18 protein-coding genes and 2 pseudogenes are annotated in these 24,684 nt (G+C 69.0%); 9 read left to right on the plus strand and 11 right to left on the minus strand.

The features are described from left to right. Positions 1 to 17: 17 nt before the first annotated feature. From ACWGI2_RS39970 to ACWGI2_RS39985, 4 genes are read left to right on the plus strand one after another with little or no spacing between them, the layout of a single operon-like run. Entirely contained in the window at positions 18 to 1,856 is a 1,839-nt protein-coding gene (locus ACWGI2_RS39970; RefSeq protein WP_453700878.1) for a lasso peptide isopeptide bond-forming cyclase, read from the plus strand. 31 nt (positions 1,857 to 1,887) lie between these two features. Next, positions 1,888 to 2,142: a lasso peptide biosynthesis PqqD family chaperone gene (locus ACWGI2_RS39975; protein WP_453700879.1), complete on the plus strand. Its 255-nt coding sequence runs from the start codon at positions 1,888 to 1,890 to the stop codon at positions 2,140 to 2,142. Continuing rightward, entirely contained in the window at positions 2,139 to 2,582 is a 444-nt protein-coding gene (locus tag ACWGI2_RS39980; protein ID WP_453700880.1) for a lasso peptide biosynthesis B2 protein, read from the plus strand. The genes ACWGI2_RS39975 and ACWGI2_RS39980 overlap by 4 nt, the downstream gene beginning before the upstream one ends. After that, positions 2,579 to 4,399: an ABC transporter ATP-binding protein gene (locus ACWGI2_RS39985; RefSeq protein ID WP_453700882.1), complete on the plus strand. Its 1,821-nt coding sequence runs from the start codon at positions 2,579 to 2,581 to the stop codon at positions 4,397 to 4,399. Before ACWGI2_RS39980 ends, ACWGI2_RS39985 begins: the two co-directional genes overlap by 4 nt. Before the next feature lie 361 nt (positions 4,400 to 4,760). Here ACWGI2_RS39985 and ACWGI2_RS39990 read toward each other — a convergent pair whose 3' ends face one another. The 7 genes and pseudogenes from ACWGI2_RS39990 to ACWGI2_RS40020 all read right to left on the minus strand — a co-directional run bounded on the left by ACWGI2_RS39990 (position 4,761) and on the right by ACWGI2_RS40020 (position 12,993). Then, positions 4,761 to 5,306 carry an MOSC domain-containing protein gene (locus tag ACWGI2_RS39990; RefSeq protein WP_453700883.1) on the minus strand — a complete coding sequence of 182 codons (546 nt, stop codon included), beginning with the start codon at positions 5,304 to 5,306 and terminating at the stop codon, positions 4,761 to 4,763. Between the two features lie 158 nt (positions 5,307 to 5,464). Continuing rightward, positions 5,465 to 5,728: pseudogene (locus tag ACWGI2_RS39995) on the minus strand (transposase); the annotation flags it as partial. A 356-nt stretch (positions 5,729 to 6,084) separates the two neighbouring features. Further along, a complete protein-coding gene (locus tag ACWGI2_RS40000; protein ID WP_453700884.1) occupies positions 6,085 to 7,278 on the minus strand; it encodes a hypothetical protein in 1,194 nt (397 codons plus the stop codon). Positions 7,279 to 7,553: 275 nt separating this feature from the next. Then, a complete protein-coding gene (locus ACWGI2_RS40005; RefSeq protein ID WP_453700886.1) occupies positions 7,554 to 9,005 on the minus strand; it encodes an MFS transporter in 1,452 nt (483 codons plus the stop codon). Between the two features lie 298 nt (positions 9,006 to 9,303). Continuing rightward, a complete protein-coding gene (locus ACWGI2_RS40010; protein WP_453700887.1) occupies positions 9,304 to 10,749 on the minus strand; it encodes an MFS transporter in 1,446 nt (481 codons plus the stop codon). A 740-nt stretch (positions 10,750 to 11,489) separates the two neighbouring features. Then, entirely contained in the window at positions 11,490 to 11,744 is a 255-nt protein-coding gene (locus ACWGI2_RS40015) for a recombinase family protein (protein WP_453700889.1), read from the minus strand. Between the two features lie 145 nt (positions 11,745 to 11,889). Continuing rightward, the gene (locus tag ACWGI2_RS40020) at positions 11,890 to 12,993 is read right to left on the minus strand and encodes a DNA alkylation repair protein (RefSeq protein WP_453700890.1); all 1,104 of its coding nucleotides are present in this window, start codon (positions 12,991 to 12,993) and stop codon (positions 11,890 to 11,892) included. Between the two features lie 620 nt (positions 12,994 to 13,613). Here ACWGI2_RS40020 and ACWGI2_RS40025 point away from each other — a divergent pair. The 3 genes from ACWGI2_RS40025 (at position 13,614) to ACWGI2_RS40035 (ending at position 16,511) form a co-directional block, all read left to right on the plus strand. After that, on the plus strand, positions 13,614 to 15,095 hold the full coding sequence (locus ACWGI2_RS40025) for an MFS transporter (protein ID WP_453700891.1): 1,482 nt from the start codon (positions 13,614 to 13,616) through the stop codon (positions 15,093 to 15,095). A 421-nt stretch (positions 15,096 to 15,516) separates the two neighbouring features. Further along, a complete protein-coding gene (locus ACWGI2_RS40030; RefSeq protein ID WP_453700893.1) occupies positions 15,517 to 16,101 on the plus strand; it encodes a dihydrofolate reductase family protein in 585 nt (194 codons plus the stop codon). Continuing rightward, positions 16,098 to 16,511, plus strand: a complete 414-nt coding sequence (locus tag ACWGI2_RS40035; protein WP_453700930.1) for a VOC family protein — start codon at positions 16,098 to 16,100, stop codon at positions 16,509 to 16,511. Before ACWGI2_RS40030 ends, ACWGI2_RS40035 begins: the two co-directional genes overlap by 4 nt. Positions 16,512 to 16,673: 162 nt before the next feature. Here ACWGI2_RS40035 and ACWGI2_RS40040 read toward each other — a convergent pair. Further along, positions 16,674 to 17,252 (minus strand): annotated as a pseudogene (locus ACWGI2_RS40040) (epoxide hydrolase family protein); the annotation flags it as partial. Between the two features lie 30 nt (positions 17,253 to 17,282). Next, a complete protein-coding gene (locus ACWGI2_RS40045; RefSeq protein ID WP_453700894.1) occupies positions 17,283 to 18,533 on the minus strand; it encodes a glycosyltransferase in 1,251 nt (416 codons plus the stop codon). 141 nt (positions 18,534 to 18,674) lie between these two features. Here ACWGI2_RS40045 and ACWGI2_RS40050 point away from each other — a divergent pair, with 141 nt between their 5' ends. After that, on the plus strand, positions 18,675 to 19,583 hold the full coding sequence (locus tag ACWGI2_RS40050; protein ID WP_453700896.1) for an alpha/beta fold hydrolase: 909 nt from the start codon (positions 18,675 to 18,677) through the stop codon (positions 19,581 to 19,583). Positions 19,584 to 20,319: 736 nt separating this feature from the next. On the opposite strand, the gene ACWGI2_RS40055 is transcribed toward ACWGI2_RS40050, so the two are convergent. Beyond that, the gene (locus ACWGI2_RS40055) at positions 20,320 to 20,769 is read right to left on the minus strand and encodes a GNAT family N-acetyltransferase (protein WP_453700897.1); all 450 of its coding nucleotides are present in this window, start codon (positions 20,767 to 20,769) and stop codon (positions 20,320 to 20,322) included. 483 nt (positions 20,770 to 21,252) lie between these two features. On the opposite strand from ACWGI2_RS40055, the gene ACWGI2_RS40060 reads away from it, so the two are divergent. After that, positions 21,253 to 22,725 carry an NAD(P)/FAD-dependent oxidoreductase gene (locus ACWGI2_RS40060; protein ID WP_453700899.1) on the plus strand — a complete coding sequence of 491 codons (1,473 nt, stop codon included), beginning with the start codon at positions 21,253 to 21,255 and terminating at the stop codon, positions 22,723 to 22,725. A gap of 427 nt (positions 22,726 to 23,152) precedes the next feature. Here the strand turns inward: ACWGI2_RS40060 and ACWGI2_RS40065 are convergent, their stop codons facing one another. Further along, on the minus strand, positions 23,153 to 23,953 hold the full coding sequence (locus tag ACWGI2_RS40065) for a nucleotidyltransferase family protein (protein WP_453700901.1): 801 nt from the start codon (positions 23,951 to 23,953) through the stop codon (positions 23,153 to 23,155). Positions 23,954 to 24,684: the final 731 nt, after the last annotated feature.

The following is a 24,684-nucleotide window of genomic DNA, read 5'->3' on the forward strand; positions in this document are numbered from 1 at the left end:
GTTTCTGACCTGACGTCATGGCTGAACTGCACGAGAGTGCGGGGACGGGCCCCGGCGACGCGCACTTCGCGGTCTTCAACGACCATGAGGACGCGGCCGCCGTGGCCCGCGCCTTCGCCCACCCCGGGACACGAACCCTCAAGCACCCCTCGGGCCGGCCATGGCTGGTAGGGCAATGGGACGACCAGGAAGTCGTCACCGGGTATGCCGGCAGCGCGGCCCTCGCTGTCATCGGCTGCTGCCCGATCAGTGCCGCCGAACTGGAGCGCCGCGCAGGACGGCTGCGCCATCTCGCCGAACTGGACGCACTGGCCCACTCCCTCCCCGGCAGCTTCCACCTCATCGCCACCCTCGATGGGCAACTCAGGGTGCAGGGCACCGCGTCCGGGCTGCGCCTGGTCTTCCACGCTGCCGTGAACGGCGTGCCGGTGGCCGCCACCCGCGCCGACCTACTCGCGAACGCGCTCGGCACCGCGCCCGACGAACAGCAGTTGGCGGTACGGCTGCTGTGGCCGGCCCCGTATCCGCTGTTCGAAGAGTCTCTCTGGCGTGGTGTCACCGCTGTCTCGCCACAAGACGCGCTGATCGTCGCCGCGGACGGTCGGACCGTACGCCACTCGCGGTGGTGGACCCCACCGGAGCCGGTCCGTACGCTCGCCGACGGCGCACCGCTGGTCCGCGATGCTCTCACCGCGGCCGTCGACGCCCGCACCCGCAGAGGCGGCGTGGTGAGCTGCGATCTGTCCGGGGGCCTGGACTCCACCTCCATCTGCTTCCTGGCCGACCGGTCCCCCGCCAACGTGGTGGCCAGCACCTGGCCGGGGCGCGATCCCGCCGACACCGATCTGTACTGGGCCCGGCAGGCGACGAAGCACCTGCCGGACGTCGAGCATGTGGTCTGGGACGCGGACGCCTCGCCGCTGGTCTACGACGATCTCCTCAGCATCGACGACCTGCTCGACGAGCCCACCATCGGTGTCATGGACCGTTCGCGGGTACTACATCATCTGCCCGGCATGGCCGAGCGGGGCAGCAGGCTGCACCTGACGGGTATCGGGGGCGACCATGTGGCGTGGTGCTCCGAGGCGTACTACCACCGGCTGGCGCGCACACGTCCGCTGTTCGCGCTGCGGCAGTTGCGCGGCTTCCGGGCGCTGTGGCAGTGGCCGCTCGGCGCCACTGTCCGCGCGCTGGCCGACTCACGGCCGTACGGGCAGTGGCTCGCCGATTCCAGCGGCCGGCTGCGCGACCCTGCCCCTGTCACGGTCGCCACCAGTCTCGGCTGGGGCATGCCGCCCCGCCTCTTCGACTGGGTGACGCCCGACGCGGAACGGCTGGCGCAGCAAGCCCTGAGTGAGGCGGCCGCGACGGTCACACCGCTGCACCCGGACCGTGGTCTGCACGCAGACCTGGAGGCGATCCGCTCGTGCACGCGCATCATCCGCCAGTGGGACCGCATGGCCTCCCGCGCCGGCGTACCCATGGCCTCGCCGTTCCTCGATGACCGCGTCATCGAGACGTGCCTCGCGATCCGGCCGGACGAACGCGTCACGCCCTGGGCGTACAAGCCCGTCCTCACCACCGCGATGCGCGGCATCGTGCCCGAGGCATGCCTGCGGCGCACCACCAAGGCCGCAGCCGCCATGGACGCCGCCGACGGGCTGCGTCGGCACCGCGCCGACCTGTTGGCCCTGTGGGAGAACTCCAGGCTGGAACAGCTCGGCCTGGTCGACGGCCAAGCGCTGCGTCGCCTCGCTCAGCGGCCCTCCGCTCCCGGGCTGCGTGACGCGATCCTCTACTCCACCATCGCCGCCGAAGTGTGGCTGCGTGGCCTCTCCCCCACCCGCACCCGCTAGATCCGCCACCGGAGAAAGGCAGTCACCCACCATGGCATTGCGGTTCGGCCCCGATGTCTCCACCGCGGAGACCGAATACGGAACAGTTCTCCTGGACCAGCGCAGCGGCGACTACTGGGAACTCAACCCCACCGGCACCCTGGTGGTGAAGACCCTCCTCGACGGCGGCGAGGAAGTGGCGGCCGTCGACGCGCTCGTCACGGAGTTCGACATCGACCGGGCCCGCGCGGAGCAGGACGTCACGGCTCTCGTGCGGGAACTGCGGGAGTCGGGGCTGGCCTCATGACGACACCGAGCGCCTTGGAGCGGCCCACTGGCGTCCCCTTCACCCGGCGTCTGGCCGCCCGCCTCGTGCTGCTTCCCGCCGTCGTGCTCTCGTTGCTGTCCCCCCGCCGGATCCGCGCGGTCCTCGGTGTCGTACGTCGCGGAGCCACGCCGGCCACCGCCGCACAGGCGAAGAAGGCCCGGGACGCGGTGTGCGCGGTCAGCCTGCTCTGCGCCGGTCCGAAAGGCTGTCTGCCCCGCTCGCTGGCCGCCGCCCTGCTGTGCCGGCTGACGGGCAGTTGGCCCACATGGTGCACCGGGGCAAGCGTGGTGCCCCCCTTCAACGCGCACGCCTGGATCGAGGCAGAGGGCCGGCCCATCGGCGAAGACGTGCCCGACGACTACTTCGCGCGGCTGCTCGCGGTGGGGCCGCCGGACACGAACCGGCCTCCCCGCCCATGACCGACCTGCAGGCGAAGGCGCCGGACCGCTCGACACGGGCCGCGGTGGCCACCATGTACCGGCTCACCACCGGGCACCGGGCCTCCATCGTCGTGGCCACCGTGCTCACTCTCGTGGCCTCGGTCCTCGGGCTCGCCCAGCCTCTCGTCGCCAAGCAGATCGTGGACGCGGGCGACCACGGACGGGCATTCTGGCCACTTCTGCTGCTCCTGGCCGTGCTGTTCATCATCGAGGCAGCCACCGGCGCCGTCGGCCGCTTCGTCCTGGAACGCATGGGCGAGAGAGTCGTACGCCAGCTCCGTCACGGCCTGGTCGCGCGACTGCTGCGGCTGGAGATGCGGGAGTACGACCGCCACCGCACCGGCGATCTGATCTCCCGCGTGACCGCCGACACCACCCTGCTCAGGGAGGTGGTCTCCCAGGCTCTCGTCGACCTCGTCACGGGAGCCCTCGTCGCGGCCGGTGCGATTGCCCTGATGATGTGGATCGATCCGCTGCTGCTTGTCCTGGTCGCCCTGACCGTGGCGACCGCCGCTGCGGTCGTGGCCTCACTGCTGAAGGGCATCCGTGCCGCCTCCGAGCACATGCAGAACTCCGTCGGCGCGATCGCCGCAGACCTTGAGCGCGCGCTCGGCGCTCTGCCGATGGTCCGCGTCCACCGGGCCGAGGACCGCGAAGCGCAGCGCGTCGGCGAACGCATCGAATCCGCTCACGACGCGGGCGTGCGGACCGCGAAACTCGCGTCAGTGATGAGCCCGGCGGTCGAGCTCGCGGTCCAGGGCTCCTTCTTGCTCGTCCTGGTCATCGGCGGCCTGCGCGTCACCGGCCACGCCAACTCCCTCGGCGACCTCGTCGCCTTCCTGCTGTACGCCTCCTACCTCGTCCTGCCGCTGTCCTCGGTCTTCCGTGCGGTGGGCCTGATCCAGCGCGGCATGGGCGCCTACCAGCGCATCGAACAGGCCCTGAACCTGCCTGCGGAACCCTCTCACCCCGGGCACCTGACGGTACGGGCGCGTCCCTGCGAAGAGGCTCCACAAGCCGCTTCGCCTGAGGAACCCGCCCTCGCACTGCGAGACCTCACCTTCGGCTACCACCCCGACCGCCCGGTCCTTCGCGGCGTCACTTTCTCGGCCCCCCACCGGAGCCAGACGGCCCTGGTCGGCCGGTCGGGCGCCGGAAAGAGCACGATCTTCGCTCTGGTGGCCAGGTTCTACGAACCGGACTCCGGAGTCCTCATCTTCGACGGGCGGCCCGCCACGGAACTGACCCGCGCGGAATGCCGCGATCAGATCGCCGTCGTCGATCAGAACACCCATGTCGTCCACGGCACCCTGCGCGACAACATCACCTATGCCGTGCCCCACGCCGCCGAGGCCGACGTGCGGCGCGTCATCGAGCTCGCCCAGCTCGACGATGTCGTACGACGGCTGCGGGGCGGCCTGTCCGGCATGCTCAGCGACCGCGGCAACACCCTCTCGGGAGGCGAGCGCCAGCGCATCGCCCTGGCCCGTGCCCTGCTCGCCCGTCCCCAACTCCTCCTGCTCGACGAGCCCACCTCCCACCTCGACGCCATCAACGAGACCGCGCTGACCGCAGTGATGAAGGACGTCGCGCGGGAATGCGCCCTGCTGGTGATCGCACACCGTCTCTCCACCGTCCAGCACGCCGACCAGATCGTCGTACTGGACCACGGCCGCGCCACCGCCGGCGGAGGCCACGAGGAACTGCTCACCAACAATCCGATCTATCGCGAACTGGCAGCCGGGCAGATGCTCCGCCCCGCCGCCGTCCGGCCCCTCCCGCACACGAAGCTCTGATCGGGATGCAGGCACGACGGCCATCGCGAACATGCCTGAGCGTGGGAAGACCGCCGGGCAGGGCCAGCCTGCCCGGCGACCTTGGCGGCGGCGCCTACCGGAGCGCCGGCCGGGGCCCCGTTGCCGGACGCGCCGCTCGTCCCACCGTAGCCCGCGACCGCGATCCCCAGCAGGGCGGTCGGCCCACCTGCTTCGCCAAGACGATCTGCAAACGCCGTAACGAGGTCGAGCGAACGATCAACCGACTCAAAAACTTCAGGGCCGTGGCGGGAACTCCCTGGACGTGGCCGAAGCGGAGCAACGCCGGCCCGGCCGGGTCGTGTTCACGCAGGTTGCGCAGCCCGATCGCGATGATCGGCGCCTAAACCCGTTCCAGCGGGCGGTGGGGGCGGGGCGGAAGCTCCACCCGGATGGAATCGTCGGCGCGGACGGTCCCTCCACGGCGGACCACAGCCATGACGCCACACTTGAAGGTGAACTCGCCGGACAAGGGGTCCATAGTAAAGACCTCACCGAGCAGGCCCTTGCGGAAGTCATTGATCTTCGAGCACGGGTTGCGCAATCCTGTCACCTCAAGCACCGTCTGCTCCCCGAGATGGAGCAGAGCGCCGGTGGGCAGGTTCAACAGTTCCACCCCGCGCGTGGTGATGTTCTCGCCGAGCTGGCCCGCAGAGACTTTGAAGCCGTTGAGCGCGAGTTCGTCGAAAAGTTCCTCGTGCATCAGGTGGACCTGGCGCAGGTTGGGCAGGTCCGGCTCGTAGGTCATGCGGAACTGGTGGCGAATCGTCTCACCTGCGTGCACGTCACCTTCCACTCCGATCCCCGGAAGCAGCGTGATGGAATCGCGATTGGGCTTGCTGAACGAGTACACCTCGTTACGGCTCACTGCGGCGATCTGACCAGGCATCGCGCCCTCCACCCGTTGTCGTTCTGCGGCCGGTCGATCATAGAGGCGGTGCAACCAGTCGTGTGAGGGCGGCGTGCAGTAAGCGGACCTCATCGGGCGGAGGCGTCAGATCCGGCACCCGACCCGGCCCGTCACTGACTGATTCCTAATGCCGTCTGTCAAGCCGCGAGAGCAACCGGAGGCGTGGGTTCGTAGCGTCGTCCGTCGCGCAGGAGGGCTCAGAGGACGTTGACGCGGCGGCGGGCGAGAGCGAGGACGGCTGGCCGGCGGGAGTCCTCGCAGTGCCGGATGCTGAACAACGCGGAGGTGTAGAAGACCCGTTGAAGCCTCCGGTTGTATCGGTTGGGGCGCCGCAGGTTGCCGCTGAGCCGGCCGGAGTCACGGGGCACCGGCGCGACGCCTCCGAAGCCGGCGAGGCGGTCGGCGGTGCCGGAGAGGGCACGGTGCCCGGAGCACCGTCGGGGGCGGCGAGTCCCAGGAGCGCCCGGCGCCCGGGGTGGGCGTGATGTGCTGCACTTCATCCGTGGGGCGGGTCGTCCACCACATCACAATGATGCGTTTGATACGACACTCGTCATGGTCGCTGAGGCACCCGATTCGGTGCGCCTTGTCCTGTGGCCGAACGTGATGCACCTGGAGCCGGAGCCAGCCTTCTTCGCCGCGATGAAAGAAGGCTGGGCCAGTCGGCCAGGACTGGACCTCACATCCTGGCAGCGCCAGCCACCGCCTTGGCGCTGTTGGTGATCTCGTGAAGAACAGATCGTTGGTGCGGGCGGTGTCAGTGGCGCAGCTGTCGGCCGCATGCCCAGGTCACTGGGAGGTGTCGCAGACCACGAACTGTCGGGGTGGCAAACCACGGCAGGGTTCTTTCGGACGCCGCCATGGCCAGGCCTGGCAGCGCCGTGGCCAACGCCGTGAGAGCGGTGTGCAGTTCCATCGCGAGCAAGGAGGCGCCCAGGCAGTAGTGCGGACCATGTCCGAAGGTGAGGTCCCGGTCGATCTCCCCCGACCCGGGCGATATGACGGCCTGATCTCGTACGGCAGAGGCGCGGTTGGCCAGGCCAATGGCCACGGTGGCCCGCTGGCCTGGTGCGATGCGCAGGGATCCCAGGCGCAGGGGAGCCACGGCGGTACGGGGCATGGCCAGGGTGATCGCCGGCGTGCTGCGTGGCGATCCCTCGGCCGCGCGGCGCAGCGTGGCCTGGTCCGGCGGGAGTTCTCCGAATCGTATGAGCAAACTGGCGACTGTCTGCGCGATTTGTGAGGCAGCGAGCCAAGCGCCGTCGCCCACCAGCGTCTGTGCCACATCAAGGACGTCCGTATCGCTGTGCCTCCCACAGCGCAGGGCTGCGCGGAGACCGGCGAACACTCCCGTCAGGGAAGTCCGGTCACGAGGATTGAGAAGGTCAGCCAGTACCCGACGCACTGCGCATGCGGTCCGCCGGCGTTCCGCCTCGTCGTCGGCGGACCACAACGAGGCCCACCACACACGGTGCAAGGGCCGGCGGGCACAGTTGGGTATGCCGAGGAACTCGCAGTGGACGCCGAAGGCGAACGGAAGACAGAACGACCACAGGAGATCGACTGTCCGGCAGGACGAGCGCAGTGTGGCAACCAGCTCCTCGGCACGCCGCGCAATGGCCGGCTGCCACTGCTGTACCGCGCTCGGGGTGAAGGCTCGGGCGACCATCCCACGCAGACGCGTGTGGCACGGCGGATCCAGGCCGGTGAACACCGTGGAACCGCGGTTCGGATGCTTCCCAGGGCTGCGGACCGCCGCCGCGCGGCTCCACCGGGGGTCGGTGAAGAGGTCCACAGCGTGCCCGCCGTCCGCGACCACCAGCAGATCCTGCTGTTCATCGCGCCAGATGCCTGCCGTTCCGGTCGGCAGCAGGTAGCCGGGGCCAGTCAGCATCTGGGGTCGAGCGCCGTACAGGAAGTCCGCCGCCCCTACTCCGTTCACCGTCCGCATGCGGAGATTCCTTCCCCGCCCACCGCACCAGCCATGCCGAGAACAACCGCAGGTGTCCGCCAGCCGAGATCGCAGGCAGCATCCTTCTTGTGGGCTCGACCGAAACCGTGATCGTCCCCGTCGATTCCGTCCCGGAACCATGGGGGTCAGGCCTTCCGACCGGGCACGGGGCAGCAGCCAGGCCGTCACCACAAGAAGTGGGCCAGAGCCCCAACTCGCGTTCACAGCCATGCGTGCGAGCGGCGACGGTGCGGAACGCCATCGCCCCTCGTATGTCAGCTCGAGCGAGTCCGTCGGGGAAGCAGGAGCAGCAGCGCCCACATCGCGATGAGTGTGCCGACGACGTACCAGAGGCTGTCGGCGAAGGCGGTGTTCATGGCCGGGCCTCGGGTGCCGGCGGTGGTGTGGGTGAAGAGGACCACGGTGGTCAGGGCGGTGCCCAGTGCGATGCCGAGCTGGGTGGAGGTGTTGAAGAGGCCGGAGGCCGATCCTGCGTCCTTGTGGGCGACCTTGCCGAGGGTGAGGTCGGCGAGCGGGGCGCCGATCATGCCGAGGCCGAGGCCGACGGCGAGCATGGGGGCGGCGGCCAGTACGGTCCCCATGCCGGTGCCCTCTGTGGTGATGAGTTGGTGGTAGCCGGCCAGTGTGGTGGCGGCGAGCAGGGCTCCGGCCTGCGGGACGGCACGGCCGTAGCGGCGGACCAGGCTCATGGCGAGCCAGGCCCCGCCCATCTCGCCGAGCGATGCGGCGACGAAGCCGAGGGCGGCCTGCCCGGGGGTGAGGCCAAGACCGTCCTGCATGAACAGGGACCAGGACAGGAAGAAGGCACCCGACAGCAGGCCGAAGGCCAGTTGGGTGGCGAGTCCTGCGCTGAAGGTGCGGCCGGTGAAGAGGGAGAGGACGACCAAAGGGGAGCCGTCCTTGCGCATCTTGCTCTTCTGCTGGGCCACGAACGCCGCCAGGATGAGCAGGCCGGCGGCCATCGCCGCGAACGACCAAGCGGGCCAGCGATGTTCACCGCCCACCGTCAGCGGGAGCGTGATCAGTAGCAGGCCGAGCGCGGAGGAGAGCATGCCGAGCGGGTCCAGGCGCCGGGTGGTGCGGTCGCGGGACTCGGGGATGTAGCGCAGGCCGAGGATGACGGCGGCGATGCCGATGGGCAGGTTGATCAGGAAGATGGGCCGCCAGCCCAGACCGAACAGGTCGGCCTGGGTCAGGACGCCGCCCAGGACCGGCCCTGCGACGCTGCCGAGCGACATAACCGTTCCGTACAGACCGAACGCCTTCGTACGGGAGTGCTCGTCGAAGGTGACATGGAGGGTGGCCAGGACCTGTGGCACCATCGCCGCGGCCGCGGCGCCTTGGAGCACGCGGGCGGCGATCAGGAGGTGCGGTCCGGTCGCGATTCCGCAGAGCAGGGAGGCGAGGGTGAAGACGCCAGTGCCGACGAGGAAGACCCGTTTGCGGCCATAGAGGTCGCCGAGCCTGCCGCCGGTGATCAGGCCGAGGGCGAAGGTCAGGGCGTAGGCGGCGTGGATCCACTGGAGGGCCGCGGTGCTGGCGCCGGTGTCGGCCTGGATGGTGGGCAGGGCGGTGTAGACGACGGAGCCGTCCAACGCGTTCATCAGCTCCGCGGTCAGGACGACGGCGAGGGTGAGGGTGCGGGCACGGTGGCCTGTGGGTGGGCTGCTCGTGGGGGTGGTGGTCTGGTGGGTGCCGTGGGACACGGAAGGGGTTCCTGTTCCTGTGAGGTGGGGGGTACGGGCAGGCCAGGGCCGTCTCGTACGCCGACTGCACACAGGCAGAAGAAGGGGGTACGGGGCCCGGCCGGTGTGGGGCGCCGTCGTTTCGGGCAGGGCGGTATGGCACCGCGAGGGTGCTGTCCGTGCCAGGAACGAGGACGGTTACCGGGCCTGGGCGATAGGTCATCACCTCACGTCGACTGCGGCGGAATACGCCAGCCAAGGAAAAAGGGGGGGAAGGGGCCGGCGCCCGCCCGGTGAGGGGCGGGCCGCCGGCCGTGGGTCAGGCGTTCTTGGCGGGCTTGGGGAGCCGGAACATCAGCGCCCACATCACCGCGAGAGCGGCGATGACGTACCAGACGCTTCCCGCGAAGGCGTGGGTCACGGTGGCGCCGTGGCTGCCTGCTGGGGCGTACTGGAAGAACACCACCGACGCCATGGCGATCCCGAGCGCGGTGCCGAGCTGCATGGCGGTGTTGAACAGTCCCGCCGCGGACCCTGCGTCCTCGTGGCCGACCTGGCTGAGGGTGAGTCCGGCGAGTCCCGCGCCGACCATGCCGAACCCGGCGCCGACCAGGATCATCGGCGTGACGGCGGCCACGAACGGCGTCGCGGTCTGCTGGGCGGAGACCAGCAGCTGGTAGCCCACCAGCGTGAGGGCGATCAGGACTGCCCCGGACTGCGGCACCCGGCGCATGTGGCGCCCCGCCCACTTCGAGGCGAGCATCGCGCCGGCCATGCCGCCGATGGAGATGGCGACGGACGCCGGGGCGAACTGCCCTGGAGTCAGGCCGAGGCCGGACTGCATGAACAGCACCCACGTCAGCAGGAACACCCCGGAGACCAGCCCGAAGACCAGTTGCGCGGCAAGCCCGCCGGCGAACGCGTTGCTCTTGAAGAGGGACAGCGCGACCAGCGCGGAGCCGTCCTTGGCGGTCTTGGCCTTCTGCTGGGCCACGAACACGGCCAGCACGACCAGACCAACCGCGATCATGGCGAAGCTCCAGGCAGGCCAGTGCTTCTCGCCGCCCACGGTGAGCGGGTAGGCGATCAGCAGCAGACCCGCAGCGGAGAGCAGCATGCCCAGCGGGTCCAGGCGCCTGGCCTGCCGGTCGCGGGACTCCGGGATGAACCGGAGGGCGAAGAGCACGGTGGCGAGCCCGATGGGCAGGTTGATCAGGAAGATCGCCCGCCAGCCCAGACCGGCGATGTCCGCGGAGGTCAGGACCGCACCCAGGACGGGGCCGAGGACGCCGCCGAGCGACATGATCATGCCGTACATGCCGAACGCCTTGGCCTGCGACTCCCCCTGGAAGGTGACCGCGATGGTGGCCATGACCTGCGGCACCATCACCGCCGCTCCGGCGCCCTGCAGGGCCCGGGCGGCGACCAGGAAGTCCGGGCCGGTCGCGATCCCGCACAGCAGCGACGCCACCGTGAACAGGACGGTACCGGCGACGAAGACCCGCTTGCGCCCGAAGAGGTCGCCCAAGCGTCCGCCGGTGATCAGGGCGAGGGCGAAGGTGAGGGTGTAGGCGGCGGGAATCCACTGCACCGCGGCGCTCGTCGCCCCGGTGTCCGCCTGGATGGACGGCAGTGCGGTGTGGACGATGGAACCGTCGAGCGCGTTCATCAGCTCGGCGATCAAGATCACGACCAGAGTGATCGTGGCGGCCCGGCCGGCCCCGGTGGGGCGTGGTTGACCGTGGGTATGGGTGTCGGTTGACACGAGGGAAATCCTTGTCGCGTACGGAGAAATGGGGACAGGGCAGGCCCAGGCATGCCCTGTGCGCCTACTGCGCGACAGAGGAAAGGAGGGTGCTATCAGCCCAGGCCATCGGGAGCACCGCCGTCGAGGCACACGTCAGATGTCCGCGATCGCGGACATCTGGAAAGAGCGCCTCAGAACGAGCGGCTACACGGCCTGGGAGATATGCCATCACCTCAAAACACAGCGCCGGGCCCCGGAACGGGCACCGGCAGAACTGGACAAAGGTAAGAGACTCCCCCCTGCCCGTGCAACGCAATATCTCCGCCCCCCCTGCCCGCCCCTGCCTAGCTCCCCCGTGGGACAGCGCCGGGGCCGATCCGGCTTCCGAGGTTGTCCACTCGTCCCCGTCGTCGTCCTCGTCGAGCCCGGGAGCGTTCGGGGCTCGCAGCGGGCGCAGGCCCTGGGGCAGGGCGGAGGGGGTGAAGCTAGAGCGACCCAAGGCGTTGAGGTTCTTGAACTTCAGCGGGGACAGACGAGCGACATCCTCATCGCTGACCTCGCCTCGTGGCCCTCGGCGCGCTGCTGGGTTCGCCGGGGGTGCGGGTGCGGGATGTCGTCGGCGTCCCGGAGGTCCGCGAAGTCGGCGGGCGCCGCCTCGACGGCTTAGGGGTACGCCTCCCTCTTCTCGTGCTCGGCGAGCGCGCGGTAGACGCGGGCGACGCTGGGAGCCGGGCCCTGGCGCTTGCCGGTGGGGATGATCAGGTCGGGCTGGATCTGTCGACCAACTCGCCGTTCGCTCGGCGCCGTAGCACGGTGCGCAGCATGTCCTCGCTGATGACGGGCGGCCGACCGCCACGCTTGCCCTTGCGGGCCGCCGTGTCGAGCCCTTCGAGGGTCGACTCCCGGATGTTCTCCCGCCCGGTCTCCGCCATCGCCGCGAAGAACACGAACAGCAGACGGCCCGGCCAGCTCGCGTCGTACATCCCGGGCAATGGCCCGGCGAGCATCTCCATCACCAGGCCGTGGGCAGTGAGGTGGTCGGCGAGCGCGGTGAGTTCCGCGGCGTCACACCCGCGACTTGCTCGCCCGCCCGGAGAACAGCGTCACCTCGATCGCGAAGCTCCTCGGTGTCTCCCGCAACACCATCGTTCAGCAGGCTCAGGCTGGGCCTTGCGATGTTTCGGCGGCGGTGACGTGGACCTCGGTCGCGCCGAGGACGCGTCCGTTGGCCTGGACCTCGATGCGGTGCGGGCCGGGGTGGATCGTGCGGACCGAGAGGCACGCGAACCGGTGCCGGCGTGAGAAGCCGACCGCCTGGCCCGCGGGGAGGTCCCGGGTGGTCAGCTTGAACACCTTGCCCGCCTTGGGGCCGCGAACCCCTTGGTAGTGGACTATGTAGTCGATCGCCGCTCTCGTCGCGTCGGTGGCGTGCAGCGTGAAGGTGATGGTGGTCGCTTCCCCGATGGAGACGGTGGAGGGCGAGCAGGCGAGGTCCGTGATCTCGATCGGAGCATGGTGATCGAACCCGAGAACCGCGAGAGCCTCTGGGTGTCCTCGCTTGACGAGTGTCCGCAGGCCGTGACGTACGACGAAATCGCCCTGCGTGCTGCCGCCAAGCCATCGCCGGGCGGTGACGAGGACGAGGTCGGGGTGGTCCTTGCTGATGTCGTTGAGGTGGTTCGCCACGGAACGGCGCACGTAGAGGGACTCGTCGTTGACGAGAAGCTCCAGGAGCGCCAGCGCGGGAGCGGGGTCGGCGACGAACCGCGAGAGCTGTGACGCCCAGGGCAGCCGCGGGCGCGTGCCCTCCGAGACGAGCCGCCGAACGTGTTCGTCCGGGTCGGTGGTCCACGCCCTGAGCTGGTCCATCGTGACCTCGTAGTGGGCTTCGACGAACGGGCGGATAGCGAACTCGGCGGTGTAGCGGGAAGTGAGCGCGGCCAGCAGCGGCAGCGCGACATCGGGCCGGCCCAGCATCGCAGAGGCGACGTAGGCGTTGACGGGCATGGAAGCCCACCCCGTAAGACCCCCGCTGTCGAGGGCGCCACGGACCACCCGGCCGGCTTCCTCGGGGAACGTCGGCATCGTCGCCGCGAGAGCACGGGCGATCCAGTCGATACGGGCCTTCAGCTCCAGCTCACCGATACCGGTGCCCGCGAGCTGCTCGAACGCCATCCGGTCGAACGAGGCCGAGGCACCCGCAAGGTCACCCGCGAGACGCCCGATGAGCTCCGGCGACAGTTCATCCTTGAAATCGGCCATCTCAACGCCCGCCCACGGTCACGTCGAGGCCCCCGACCGCTCGCCCCGTACGGCTCTCGGCCGGCGGCAGAAGGGGCTCCATGCACTCCCACTGTTCATTCGGGAGCGGTGTGAATCTCGACCGGGGCATCATGGTTTCGAGTCTGCCACGGACCACTGACACACGACCGGTACCTCAGGCGCTCTGAGCTGCGACGACACCCCGCTGCGCGTAGCCTGCCGGGCTCGGACAAAGGACCGTTTCTGACAGGGGAGGCTGAGCGTCGCGGCCGAGCAGGGGGCGGGTCCGTTCTGCTGCGTGGCGTGGCGTGGGGGTGTTGTAGTGTGTTCGAGTTCCTGCGCCGAGGTTTCGGTGGCAGTGATCGGACTTCCTGTTCCTTCTGTGTCGATCTTGGGGTGACGTCTTATCAACCAGGCCATGTAGTCGTCCGTGTTCCCCGCGTGCTGTTGTGTCGCACGTGTCCGGGGGCGGACGTCGCGCTGGCCTGAGTTGCGTCACCCATCCCCGCAGTTTTCCTTCCCGGGTGCAGCTCTGTCGTCTGCCCCGGGTTTCGTGTTCTCCGGTACCGGTGCGGCTGTCGGCAGGGCTCCCCGATTCCTTTGGATCAGGAGCTCCCGCTTTGTCTTCCTCCGCGCTCGGCAACGAGCCAGAGCACACCACCACCCAGACCCCGACCCGCCCATCTCCTGGCCCCTCGAAGATGGCCATGGGGGCCTGGATCGTTCTCCTGGTACTGCTGACCGCCGAGCTGATGAACATGCTCGACCAGTCGGTCGTCCTGACCGCCCTGCCCGCGATTCAGGAGTCGACCGGCGCCGGACCGGTCGCGGTGCAGTGGCTGACCACCGCCTACTCCCTGCCCGTCGCCGTCGGGCTGATCACCGGCGGACGGCTCGGTGACATCTACGGCCGCCGCAGAATCCTGCTCATCGGCACCGTCGTGTTCACCGCCGCCTCACTGCTGTGCGGACTGGCCACCGGCCCAGGCGTACTGATCGGCGCCCGCCTGCTCCAGGGCGTCGGCGTGGCCGTGATGATCCCGCAGGTCCTGGCGACCATGCACGTCACCTTCGAAGGCCAGAACCGCAGCAAGGCATTCGGCCTGTACGGGGCCGTCCTGGCCATCGCCAACGTCCTGGGCCCGGTCCTGGGCGGCGTGCTCACCCAGGCCGACCTGTTCGGGCTGTCCTGGCGGCCGATCTTCCTGGTCAACGTGCCCGTCGGGCTGGCCGTACTCCTCATCGGACGCACATTCATCCCCGAATCGACCGTCCGCAAGGCCGACCGGCTCGACCTGGCCGGCATGCTGCTGTCCGGCCTGGCCATCGTCCTGATCCTCTTCCCGCTCACCGAGGGCCACGCCCACGGATGGCCGCTGTGGTGCTTCGTCATGCTCGCCGCCGGCCTCCTTGTCCTCGGTGTCTTCCTGCGCCACCAGCGGCGCAGGCAGGACAACGCCCCGCTGGTGCCCCTGTCCCTCTTCCGGGTCAGGCAGTTCACCGGGGGCATGGCCGCAGACCTGCTGCACGGCCTGCTGTGCGGCCTGTTCTTCATGACCTGGACGCTGTACCTGCAGCGCGGACTGGGCCTGAGCCCGCTTGAGGCGGCCGTAGCCTTCGTGCTGCTCTCCGTGGGAGAACTGGGCGGCGCGACCATCGCGGCGAAGACCGCCGGACGTTTCGCCCGCCGTCTGCCGCAGACCGGAGCCCTCATCGCGACCGCTGCGATGGTCACCTACGGGCTCCAGATCGGCAGCCACCAGGCCGACCTGACCCTGCTGGCGATGACCGCTCCGGTGGTGCTGATCGGCTTCGGCCTTGGCATGGTCTCCGGCCCGCTCGCCGACCTATCGCTGGCCAAGGTCCCGCACGAGGCCGCCGGCTCGGCTTCGGGCCTGTTCAACACCGCCATTCACCTGGGCATCGCGCTGGGCACCGCGCTCACCGCCGTGGTGTTCTTCGCCATCACCGGCGGCTCTCCCGACGGCGCGGTCAACCGCCACGCGTTCGTCACCGTGCTGTGGTGGGCCGGCGGCCTCCTCGCCCTGATGTGGGCCCTGATGTTCTGCCTGCCCAAGCAGGCCGACCACCAGGCCGACTGAGCCACTTCCCACGGGCGGCGGCACCTGCACCCTGGACGCCGCCGCCCCTTGGTCCTCCCTTTAGCTAGCTTGGCCACCGGGTAGGGCACGTGGCCGCGGGCTGCGGCCACGGCGTGGATGTCGCTCTCCCGCCCGTGCCGAGCACGGATGGAGCGAGGCTGTACTGCAACGACTCCGGAGGGACGCACCCCACCTGGGGTTCCCTGGTGCGGGCTGGCGCCCTCCTCGAGCGCGGTCGGCTCGTCGAACCCTCCGAGGCTCACGCAGCCTGAACCACCTCAACCGATTGACTGCTCTTGACTTTCGCCTCGTCAGGTCGATGAGTTTGCCTGCTGCCTCAAGTCTTCCACTGTGACCTTCCCGCCCTTACGGGGCGGGACGCGGAGCATCCCCACATCATGGAGGGGAGATGGAGGCCAGAATGAGCAATCCGATTCGGCTGTACATGTCGATGTCGCTCGACGGCTACGTCGCCGGTCCGGACGATCGACCGGGCCAGGAGCTCGGCCGTGCCGGTGGACGTCTTTTCAACTGGCTCGACGACCGGGAATCCGACGGTCCCAGCGGACAGGTCTATCGCGAGGCGCTGGCGACCGGCGCGGTAATCTCCGGCCGTCGGACCTTCGAACTCGCCGGGCGTTGGCAGGGCGACCATCACGACGGTGTGCCGATCTTCGTCCTCACCCACCATGTGGACGACGGGGACGTGCCACCCGGCCACGCGCGATTTGTCACCGACGTCGAGGACTGCGCCCGACAGGCTCGCGCGGCTGCCGGGGACAGGCCGGTCATGGTCCACGGGGCAGGCGCGGCCCAAGCGCTCCTGCGAGCCGGGCACATCGACGAGATGGAGATCCACCTGGTTCAGGTCCTCCTCGGGGACGGCAGGCGGCTGTTCGACCACCTCGGTGATGATCACATCGAACTCGACCTCGTCCGGCGGCTCGAGGACCGAGACGTCACGCACCTCCGCTACCGGGTACGCCGCCCCGAGGAGACCGCATGAAAACGCTCTTCGTCGCCTACCGCGTCACCGACCTGAACCGCTCGCTCGCTTTCTACACCGCCTTGGGCTACGTCGAGCTGGGCAGGGTCGACGGCGGCGACGGGAGTCACCTCGTGACCCTCAAGTTCCCCGGCGAACCGGCGGCCTCGCTCGAACTGGTCCACCGTCCCGTCGGCGGACGCGTCGACGTGGGCAGCGGTTTCGACCACCTCGCGATCCAGGTGGACACACTGGCCGCCACTCTGGAGCGGCTGACCGCCGCCGGCCTGGAGCCGGGACCTGTCCAGTACCCCGGCGGCCCTCGCGGCCCGAAGACGTCGTGGCTCACCGACCCGGATGGCTACCGGATCGAGTTGGTGGAGTGGCCGCCCGGACACCCCGACGGCATCACCGCCGCGGACTTCTCCTGAGCGCCCCGTGAGCGGAGTGGCCACGCGCGAGACGAGCGTCTCGTCGTACCACTTGCAATCGGCGCGCAGTTCGGGCGAGGCGTCCTCGGGGGCCTGCCGACCGCCGGTGGAGTCCCAGTAGCGGTCGCCCTGGAACGCCGGCAGCTCGGAGGGCATGCCCAGATGGACCCCGATGACCTGCTCGGGGTAGCGGTGGGCGAGCTGGGCGGCGACCTGGGCGCCGTAGTCGGAACCGCAGACCGCATACCGGTCATGGCCCAGGACCTCGGTCATGAGGGTGTGGAAGCGGTCTGCCATGGACACGTGGTTCTCGCGCCCGTTGGTCAGCGGGGTGGAGAACCCGAAGCCGGGCAGCGACGGGACGATCACGTCGAACGCGTCCGCCGGGTCACCGCCGTGGGCGGCTGGATCGGTGAGCGGGCCCGTCGTCCGGCTCCAGTCCAGGAACGTCCACGGCCAGCCGTGGATCAGGATCAGCGGCACCGGCGCCGGCCCTCTGCCCGGCTCACGCATGAAGTGCACCGGCGTGCCACCGATGTCGAGGCGGTGGTGGGTGAAGTCGGTGTTGAGCCGCTTCTCCGCGGCTCGCCAGTCGAAGCCGTCCGCCCAGTACTCCGCCAGCGGGCGAAGGTAGGCGGTCGACAGGCCGTACTTCTCGTCCTCGTTGTCCAGGTCCGGAGCGAACCGGGTCGCCCGCAGCCGGGCCCGCAGATCATCCGCACGCGGAGTGCGTGTTCGCACTGCGGCCCGGCGGACGCGAAGGCCATTTCGTCAGGAGATGCAGGAAGGAGTTTGGTACTCAGGAGTCAAGAGCGAGCTCAAGACGGTTGCCGCTCCGTCTTCGCTGCCGATGATCTTTGAGAGCTCGGCACACCGGTCACGGTACTGCCGGTCGTGCAGTGTTGTGTGCAGGGCGTCGGCCAGCTTCCGTACCGTCAGCCGGCGTGCGGCGAGGAAGGTGGGGGCCAGGCCCAGGGCCGTCATACGGCGGGCCCAGAAGGGCTGGTCGAGGGAGAGGGGCACAGGCACGGTGGGGACCCCGGCCTTCAGACCGGCACCCACAGTCCCGGGGCCGGCGTGGTGTACCAGGGCGGTCATGCGGGGGAAGAGCCAGTCGTGAGGGCACTCGCCGATCGTCAGGACGTCATCCGCGGAGACATCAAGGCCTTGCCAGCCGGCCTGTACCACCGCGCGTACGCCAAGCCTGCGGACGACGTCCTTGATGATGGTGCCCAACCGCTCCGCGTCGCCCGGAGAGACACTGCCGAACCCGAAGTACACGGGAGCCGGCCCCGCGGCGAGGAAATCAACCAGGCGCTCGTCGGGGCGCCAGCCAGGGTCCCGCGCCGGCCACCAGTACCCCACGCACGCGTGACCGTCGGACAGAGGGGAATCCTTCGGCAACAGGGCGCCGCTGTACCCGTACAGGACACGTTGACCGCGCAGGACCTCGCCGAGAGTCCCGGCCCTTCTCCGCCGCGTCCCCAGTTCCTGGTTGATCCAGGTAAGAGCCGGAGCGTACAGGGGACTCATGGCCGCTCGCGCCAGGGTTTCAGCGAGACGGTAACCGTGGCGGGCCATCACAGGAGTTGCACTCAGCCGGGGCAGGAGCATCCCTGGTGCGGCCGTGTAGATGCCGACGCAGGGCAGGCCCGTTCCCTCTGCGATCACGGCACACAAGGGATGGGCCAGAGGATGGGCGAGGATCACGTCCGCGCCCTGCCCGACCGCGTCGAGAACGCCGCGGGCGATCACTTGAGCAATGTCCTGGGCATTGCGCATCCTGCGCCGGATCCGGCTGGGGCTCTGCCGTCGGTCGAACCGGTCCGCGGCCAGCGCGGACTCTTCCTGCCGGGCCAGCGGGAGGACGTGCACCGGCAGGTCGTGGAGGCGGAACCTGGGTGCGTGGCGCTCCGAAGTGGCGACCACCACCTCCTGCCCCGCGGCCCTCAGCCGCACCCCCAGCCCCACGTACGGGGCCACGTCCCCCGTCGAGCCCCATGTCACCAGCAGCATCCGCATGCCCCGAGTATGAACAGGTCGACCTGCACAGACGGCACGGAACGTCTCCCCTCGCCCAAGGGAGCACGGCGTGACACTCGCACGGATGAACCCGCCGGAAAACACCCTCATCGGCCAACCGGCCGATGCTATAGAGACGGAATGTCTCTGAGCACCTGCATTCAAGCGACGGATCACGAGCTGGACTACCGCGGATTCCGCTTCGTGGCCCGCACAGCCACTGCGGGTAACGCGGCCACCGAGCCCCTAGTCGTCCTTGGCGGCTCCTCGCAAGACCGGCACTCCTGGCTGCGGTACGAGCGGCAGATCCTGTCGCACACCAGCATGCTGACCCTGGAACTGCCCGGCTACGGGGACGCCGACCCCCTCCCCGTCGAGCACGGCATGGACTTCCTCGCCGACACCGTCCGCCATGCCGTCGACACGCTCGCGCTCGGACCGGTCAACGTGTTCGGCGCCTGCTTCGGAGCCTCCATCGCCCTGCGGTACGCACAACGGCACCCGCACCGGATCGCGCGTCTGATGCTGGGAGGAACCGCCGTAGAGATCTCCCCCGAATACACCGCCTCCGCCAAACGCTGGCGCCGCATGGTGGACGAGGGCCTGCTCGACGACTTGGCCCGGGACATGGTCGAGCAGTTCATGGCCCCGCCCGACCACGGACTGGTGCGGCGACGGGCTGCTGTAGCACGCCTCATGGGGCAGAGGTTCGCCCAGCTCACCGAGCGTGAACTCGCCATGGACATCACCCATCACGAGCGTCTCCTGTCCCACCCGTGGAGCCTGCCCGAGCCGGCCGTCACCGCTCCCGTCCTCGTGTTCACCGGCGAACACGACACCATCACCCCACCTCCCGTAGGGCGGCGAGTCGCACAGGGGCTCCGGGCGCGGTTCACCACGATCAAGGATGCCGACCACCTGGTCCAGATCGAACGCGATACGGACCTTGCTGACCTGATGGCCCGCTTCTTCACCGATCAGCCGCTCGAGGCGCTCTCCTACCTCAACCCCGTCGAGTGCTTCCCACAACCCGTCAGTGGCTCTCGCTGATCTGCGGTGAAGTCATACGCTCACCATGGGCAACGGCGGCTCGGTCACTGCCCACAACGCGTCATCGACTTCCCACGGATTTCGGCCGCGCCCCCAGACCCACGCTCCCAGTCACCGACCGGCACCGGGCATACACGGACGCGGACCGGGCCCGGCACCTGCTCGCCGTCGTCGCCGACGCTTCCGTACGCATCGGAACCGCCCTGGACCTGGAACAGACCGTCGACGTCGACCTGGAACTTCCCCTGACCGACCCCGAATTCATCACCCGGGTCCCCGCCCTGACCGACCCCGGCACCCCGTCCCAGACCCCACCACTCCCCCAACCCTCCAACCAGACCCAGACCCCCTTCCCGCCCGCCACCGCCGCGGCACCGCCATCCGCTCCGCCCAGCGCCGCAGCGCCTGGGACCTGGAACTCATCTGGCCTCGCTGAGACCGCTTGACGAGCTCGCCGCGCTCCGCTTCCTGGAACGCGTGTAGGAGCGCGACCTCGCACGCACGCGTGACTGGCTCATCGAGCAGGGCCTGGACGGGCGCGCCCCGGTGTACGAGCGCCATACAGGAAGGCCGCCGCTCCTACTCCCGTTCACCGTCCGCATGCGGAGATTCCTTCCCCGCCCACCACGCCAGCCATGCCGAGAACAACCGCAGGTGTCCGCCAGCCAAGATCGCAGGCAGCATCCTCTTTTGGGGCCAGAGCCCGTTCCCATGAACAAAGCCATTTAGCAGGCTCTCAGGCTGGTTGACGTGTTATGAGCAAAGAGTCGGGCTCGGGCGGATCCTCTGGTTCAAGTGTGAAACCGTGTCGCTCATACAAGCGCCGGGCTGGACTGCCTTGCAGTACATACAGCCAGACGGCAATTCCTTCATGGTCGCAGCGCTCCAGCAGATCATGAAGCACCGCCGACCCGATTCCGCGGCCCTGCAGGGGCGGGACCACAAGGAAATGCTCCAGCCAGTAGACAGCGCGGTCCGGCCGCAGCGACACGCAGCCCGCGAATGCGTCCGCGACCTCGATCACCCAGCAATGGCCTGGAGTAAACCGGTCTCGCACCCTCTGTCGCAGTTGCTGCTCGTCGTAGCGCCCGACCCTTTCGAAGTCTTCTCGCATCACCAAAGCGCGGAGTGCAGCCATCCTTTCGACGTCCGCCTGCGTGGCCAACCGCATCTCCCAGACCGTCATGATCATCACGCTAGCCCGATGAATCCGCTGAATCCGCTGCCCTAGCCCCGAGGGGCGTAAGCGTGTCGCCAGGGGGAGTCAACGTGGGAGCGCTCAGGGCTCGCGCGGCGCACCTGTCCGGAATGGCGCAGGGTTGAAAATACTGCCTCTCCACCAGTGAAACGAGATGAATTGCAGGTGATGCCCCGAACATGGTGGACCGGGGGCGTCGAACACGGGGAGCCGACGGGTGTCGAGATGGCGGCGGCCGGGGCCATCGGTGCCGGGAGGCGTGAGCAGACCGGCGTGAGTGGCCGGTCTCGCCCGCACGTCCGGTCGGCGACGTGGTCGGCGGCGTGCGGGCCAGCTCGGTCCTGAAGCCCGTCACGCGCTTCGAGTGGCATTTGCGGCCCCCACCTGCGATTCATGCTCGGTTTCGCACACCGTAGGGCATGCTGTCGAATCTGTGTACGTGACTGTTTGTGACGCTATGAGGAGGTTCGCGTGCCGAGCGCCGACGTGGTGATCGTGGGGAACGGGATCATTGGACTGGCCGTCGCCTGGGAGGTCGTGCAACGAGGTCAGGGAACTACGGTTGCGGTCATCGGACCGCCCGACAGACCAGGGGCCGCGTCGGCAGCTGCCGGAGCGATGCTGAACTGTTTCGGCGAGGTCACCCAGCGCACCTTCGATCACCCGGCGGCGCAGGCCAAGTTCCAGATCGCCAAGCAAGCCCTGGATGCCTGGCCCGACTGGCTGGCCCGGCTGCGCGAGGCCGCGGACATGCCTGAACTCGGCAAGCAGCAGCCTGATGGGACGTACGTCGTCCTGAGCTCCAAAGCGCCCGACCAGGTCATCGCCAATTTCGAGGCCATTCGCGCCGCCGTCCAGGCCCACGCCGAACCGCACCAGGACGCCGATGCCGCCGACATCGCCGGGTTGTGCCCGGACGTACACGCCCGGCCCCGCCAGATCCTGCACCTGCCTCGGGAAGGAGCGTTGGACGCACGCCAGGTGCTGGCCGCGTTGGAGCGTGCGCTGCGCCGGCACGGTGTCGACCTGGTACCGCAGCAGGCTCGCCGCTTGGAGATGAGCAACGACCAGGTGACGGGGGTACAGCTGCACGACGGGGAGGTGATGGCGGCCGGAACCGTGGTGCTGGCCGCAGGAAGCCAGACCCAGCAGTTCATCGAACAGCTGCCACCAGGGCTGGTCCCGCCCATGCTGCACGGGGCCGGGTTGGCCGTGGAAACCCAACGCGAACGATTCCCCGGCTTCGACTCGGTGGTGCGCACTCCCAACCAGGCAGGCGCCTGCGGAGTGCACCTCGTTCCGCTGGACGGGCAGGGGCGAGAGTACGTGGGCGCCACCAACATCGTGTCGTTCCATCCCATCGCCGGCCCACGCATCGGGGTCTGCGCCAGCCTGCTCAAGAACGCCTACGAACTGTTCGACCGCCGCCTGGCCTACTCCCACGTACGAAGCTGGCTGTTCGGGCGCCGCCCGGTCACGCTGGACGGACTGCCCCTGATCGGCCGGGCGCCGTCCTGCGGAGCGGTGTTCGCCACCGGCACCTTCCGCGACGGCTTCCACAGCGCCCCAGTCATCGCCGCGCATCTCGCCCAGGTGATCCTCGGCCCGGCCCCGGCGGCAGGGATCCTGGACCACCTGACCCCCGAGCGGGCCCCCCTCCAACGCCGCACACTCACCCAGTCCATCCAGGACTGGGTCGACCACGAGATCGACACCAGCGTCGCCTACGGCATCCAGACGCCCTACTTCATCGATCCCGAACTGATCAGCAAACGGTTCCAGCAAACCGCCGTCGACTTGTACGAGCAGATGCATCAACCTGTTGCCCTGGCACCGGAGATCCTCATGGCCCTGACCAATGAACCCGAAGCGGCCAAAGCCCAGATCACGCCCTACCTCCACCACGCCCATGCCCGCTACGGCGCCACCCCGGCGACGCTGTAGACGACAGCGCCCGGCAGACCCGGCGCCCCGCCCCGGACGCCACCGGGAACGCGTAGCCATGCCATGTCCCTGGATGATGCGACCTCTGCATCGGTACGCCGCCCGACGGATCCCCGTCGCTCACCACGTACACATCGGTTGGGGCCTCCCCTGGGTGGTGCGGGAGCGGTCACGACCTGCGCCGCCGATGCGAGCCCGCCGGTTGCCGCAGCTCCGAGGTCGCCGATGTCCGGTACTCCCCCATTGATTTCTCGCCTTCGCCCTATCACCAACCGGCCAATCGAACGAGAGGGCGGCCTGCGTGCGATTGACACCTGGTCGCGTGCCGAGGGCACCTGTGGGTGCGGTGCCCCCCTCGCCCCGTGCGGCAGAAGCAGCACGCGCTCGCCTTCCGTTCCTTTCGTCAGGCGATGGAGACATCGCTCCATCACGCAGTGCATTCACCAGGGGTGGTCTCTCCTGAGAGGTGGCCAGGCCCCAGCCTGACGATGGCCTGCCATGTGGCCAGATCGCGTTCCAGCCTGCTTAAGTCCGCCGGGGTGTTCACCGCCTGCCAGGGTGCGTCGATCGCGTAACCGGCCATCTGGCGGGCACCGACCAGATGGGGCAGTGTGCTGTCGGCGTGGTCTCCCTCCTCAGGGAGAAGGGAGACGACCCGCCAGGCAAACAAGTACACACCGGCGTTCACCCGTTCCGGCCCCGGAGCGGTCGGGGCGAGGTCCGTCACCCGGCTGAGCTCGTCGTAGGCGACCACTCTGCCGGGTAGGCCGGGACCGGCGAGCGCCATGGTCGCCGCGGCCCCACCGCGCAGGTGATGAGCGCGCATCCCGCACAGGCAAAAACACGTCCAGATGTCCCCGTAGACGGCGAACCACGGCTCGCCCGGATACGGCAGGGCCCGCGCGGCCCGGCGTAGCCCGCCGCCACGCCCCAGTGGCCGTGTCTCCACGACGGTCTCGGTCCGTGGCGGCGACGCACGGGAGCCGAGGTACGAGACGATCACCGCGGCCAGGTGTCCCGCGGAGACCACGACGCGTTCGATTCCACAACGAGCGAGCCAGTCGAGCTGATGGCGCAGGATCGGCACCCCGTGGACCTGCACCATCGCCTTGGGCCGCTCGGAGGTCAGCGGTAGGAGTCGGCTTCCTCGTCCACCCGCCAGGATGACGGCCTGCCGGGCCGGAAGCGGGTCGCCCCGCCCGCGGACCATCATTGGCGTTTTCGCCATGGCTGACCGGCACGGCGCATGCACGGGTGAGCGTCGGGCGACGGGCGTGATCGCGGCATGCTCTTGTAGATACCGGTCCCGCCGGGACGAACCAAAGGCGCAAACCGGACTTCGTGCGCCTGCTCGCTGGCCTGAACAGGATATGACCCACTTCTTATGGACTTGACCGAAACCGTGATCGTCCCGGCTGCGGCCGCCCCGGTACTCGCAGGTCAGACTTCCTCCCAGACGAGGAAGCCGCTGTCGCGCGAAGGCCACCCTTCAGTGCCCCCGCCACCCCGCACTGCTGAGCGCCGCCGGGTGGAACCGTCACCTGTCCAGGACCACGCCAGCCCCCCCTCCGCCCATCCAACTCGTGGTGTCACCAGGGGCGTTCGGTTGACAGGACTTAGCGCCACTGAGCCTGGGGGTCGATACCCACTGCGCAATCACGTATCTCAACCCCGGGCACATTCACATCTCCGTGCCCAGGTATCGCACGCATGCCTTTGAAACCACAAGCCATGATGAGCTCAACCGCAACGTTCTGCACCTCTTTCCCTTCGGGATCAAGAGCAGAGGCGGTGTAGTAGCGCCTGGCGTGCTCAATCAACGCATGAGAATCCGTAACCTCGCACTCGAACTCAACCGTTGCATCTCTACATTGACGCAACCTCACATGCATCGATCGGAAGCAGCCCGCCGTAACCACTTGCTGGAGAGGAGCTCGCGCCACTTCGTGGCGGGCCCCC

The sequence above is a fragment of the Streptomyces sp. NPDC054866 genome, assembly GCF_053610745.1.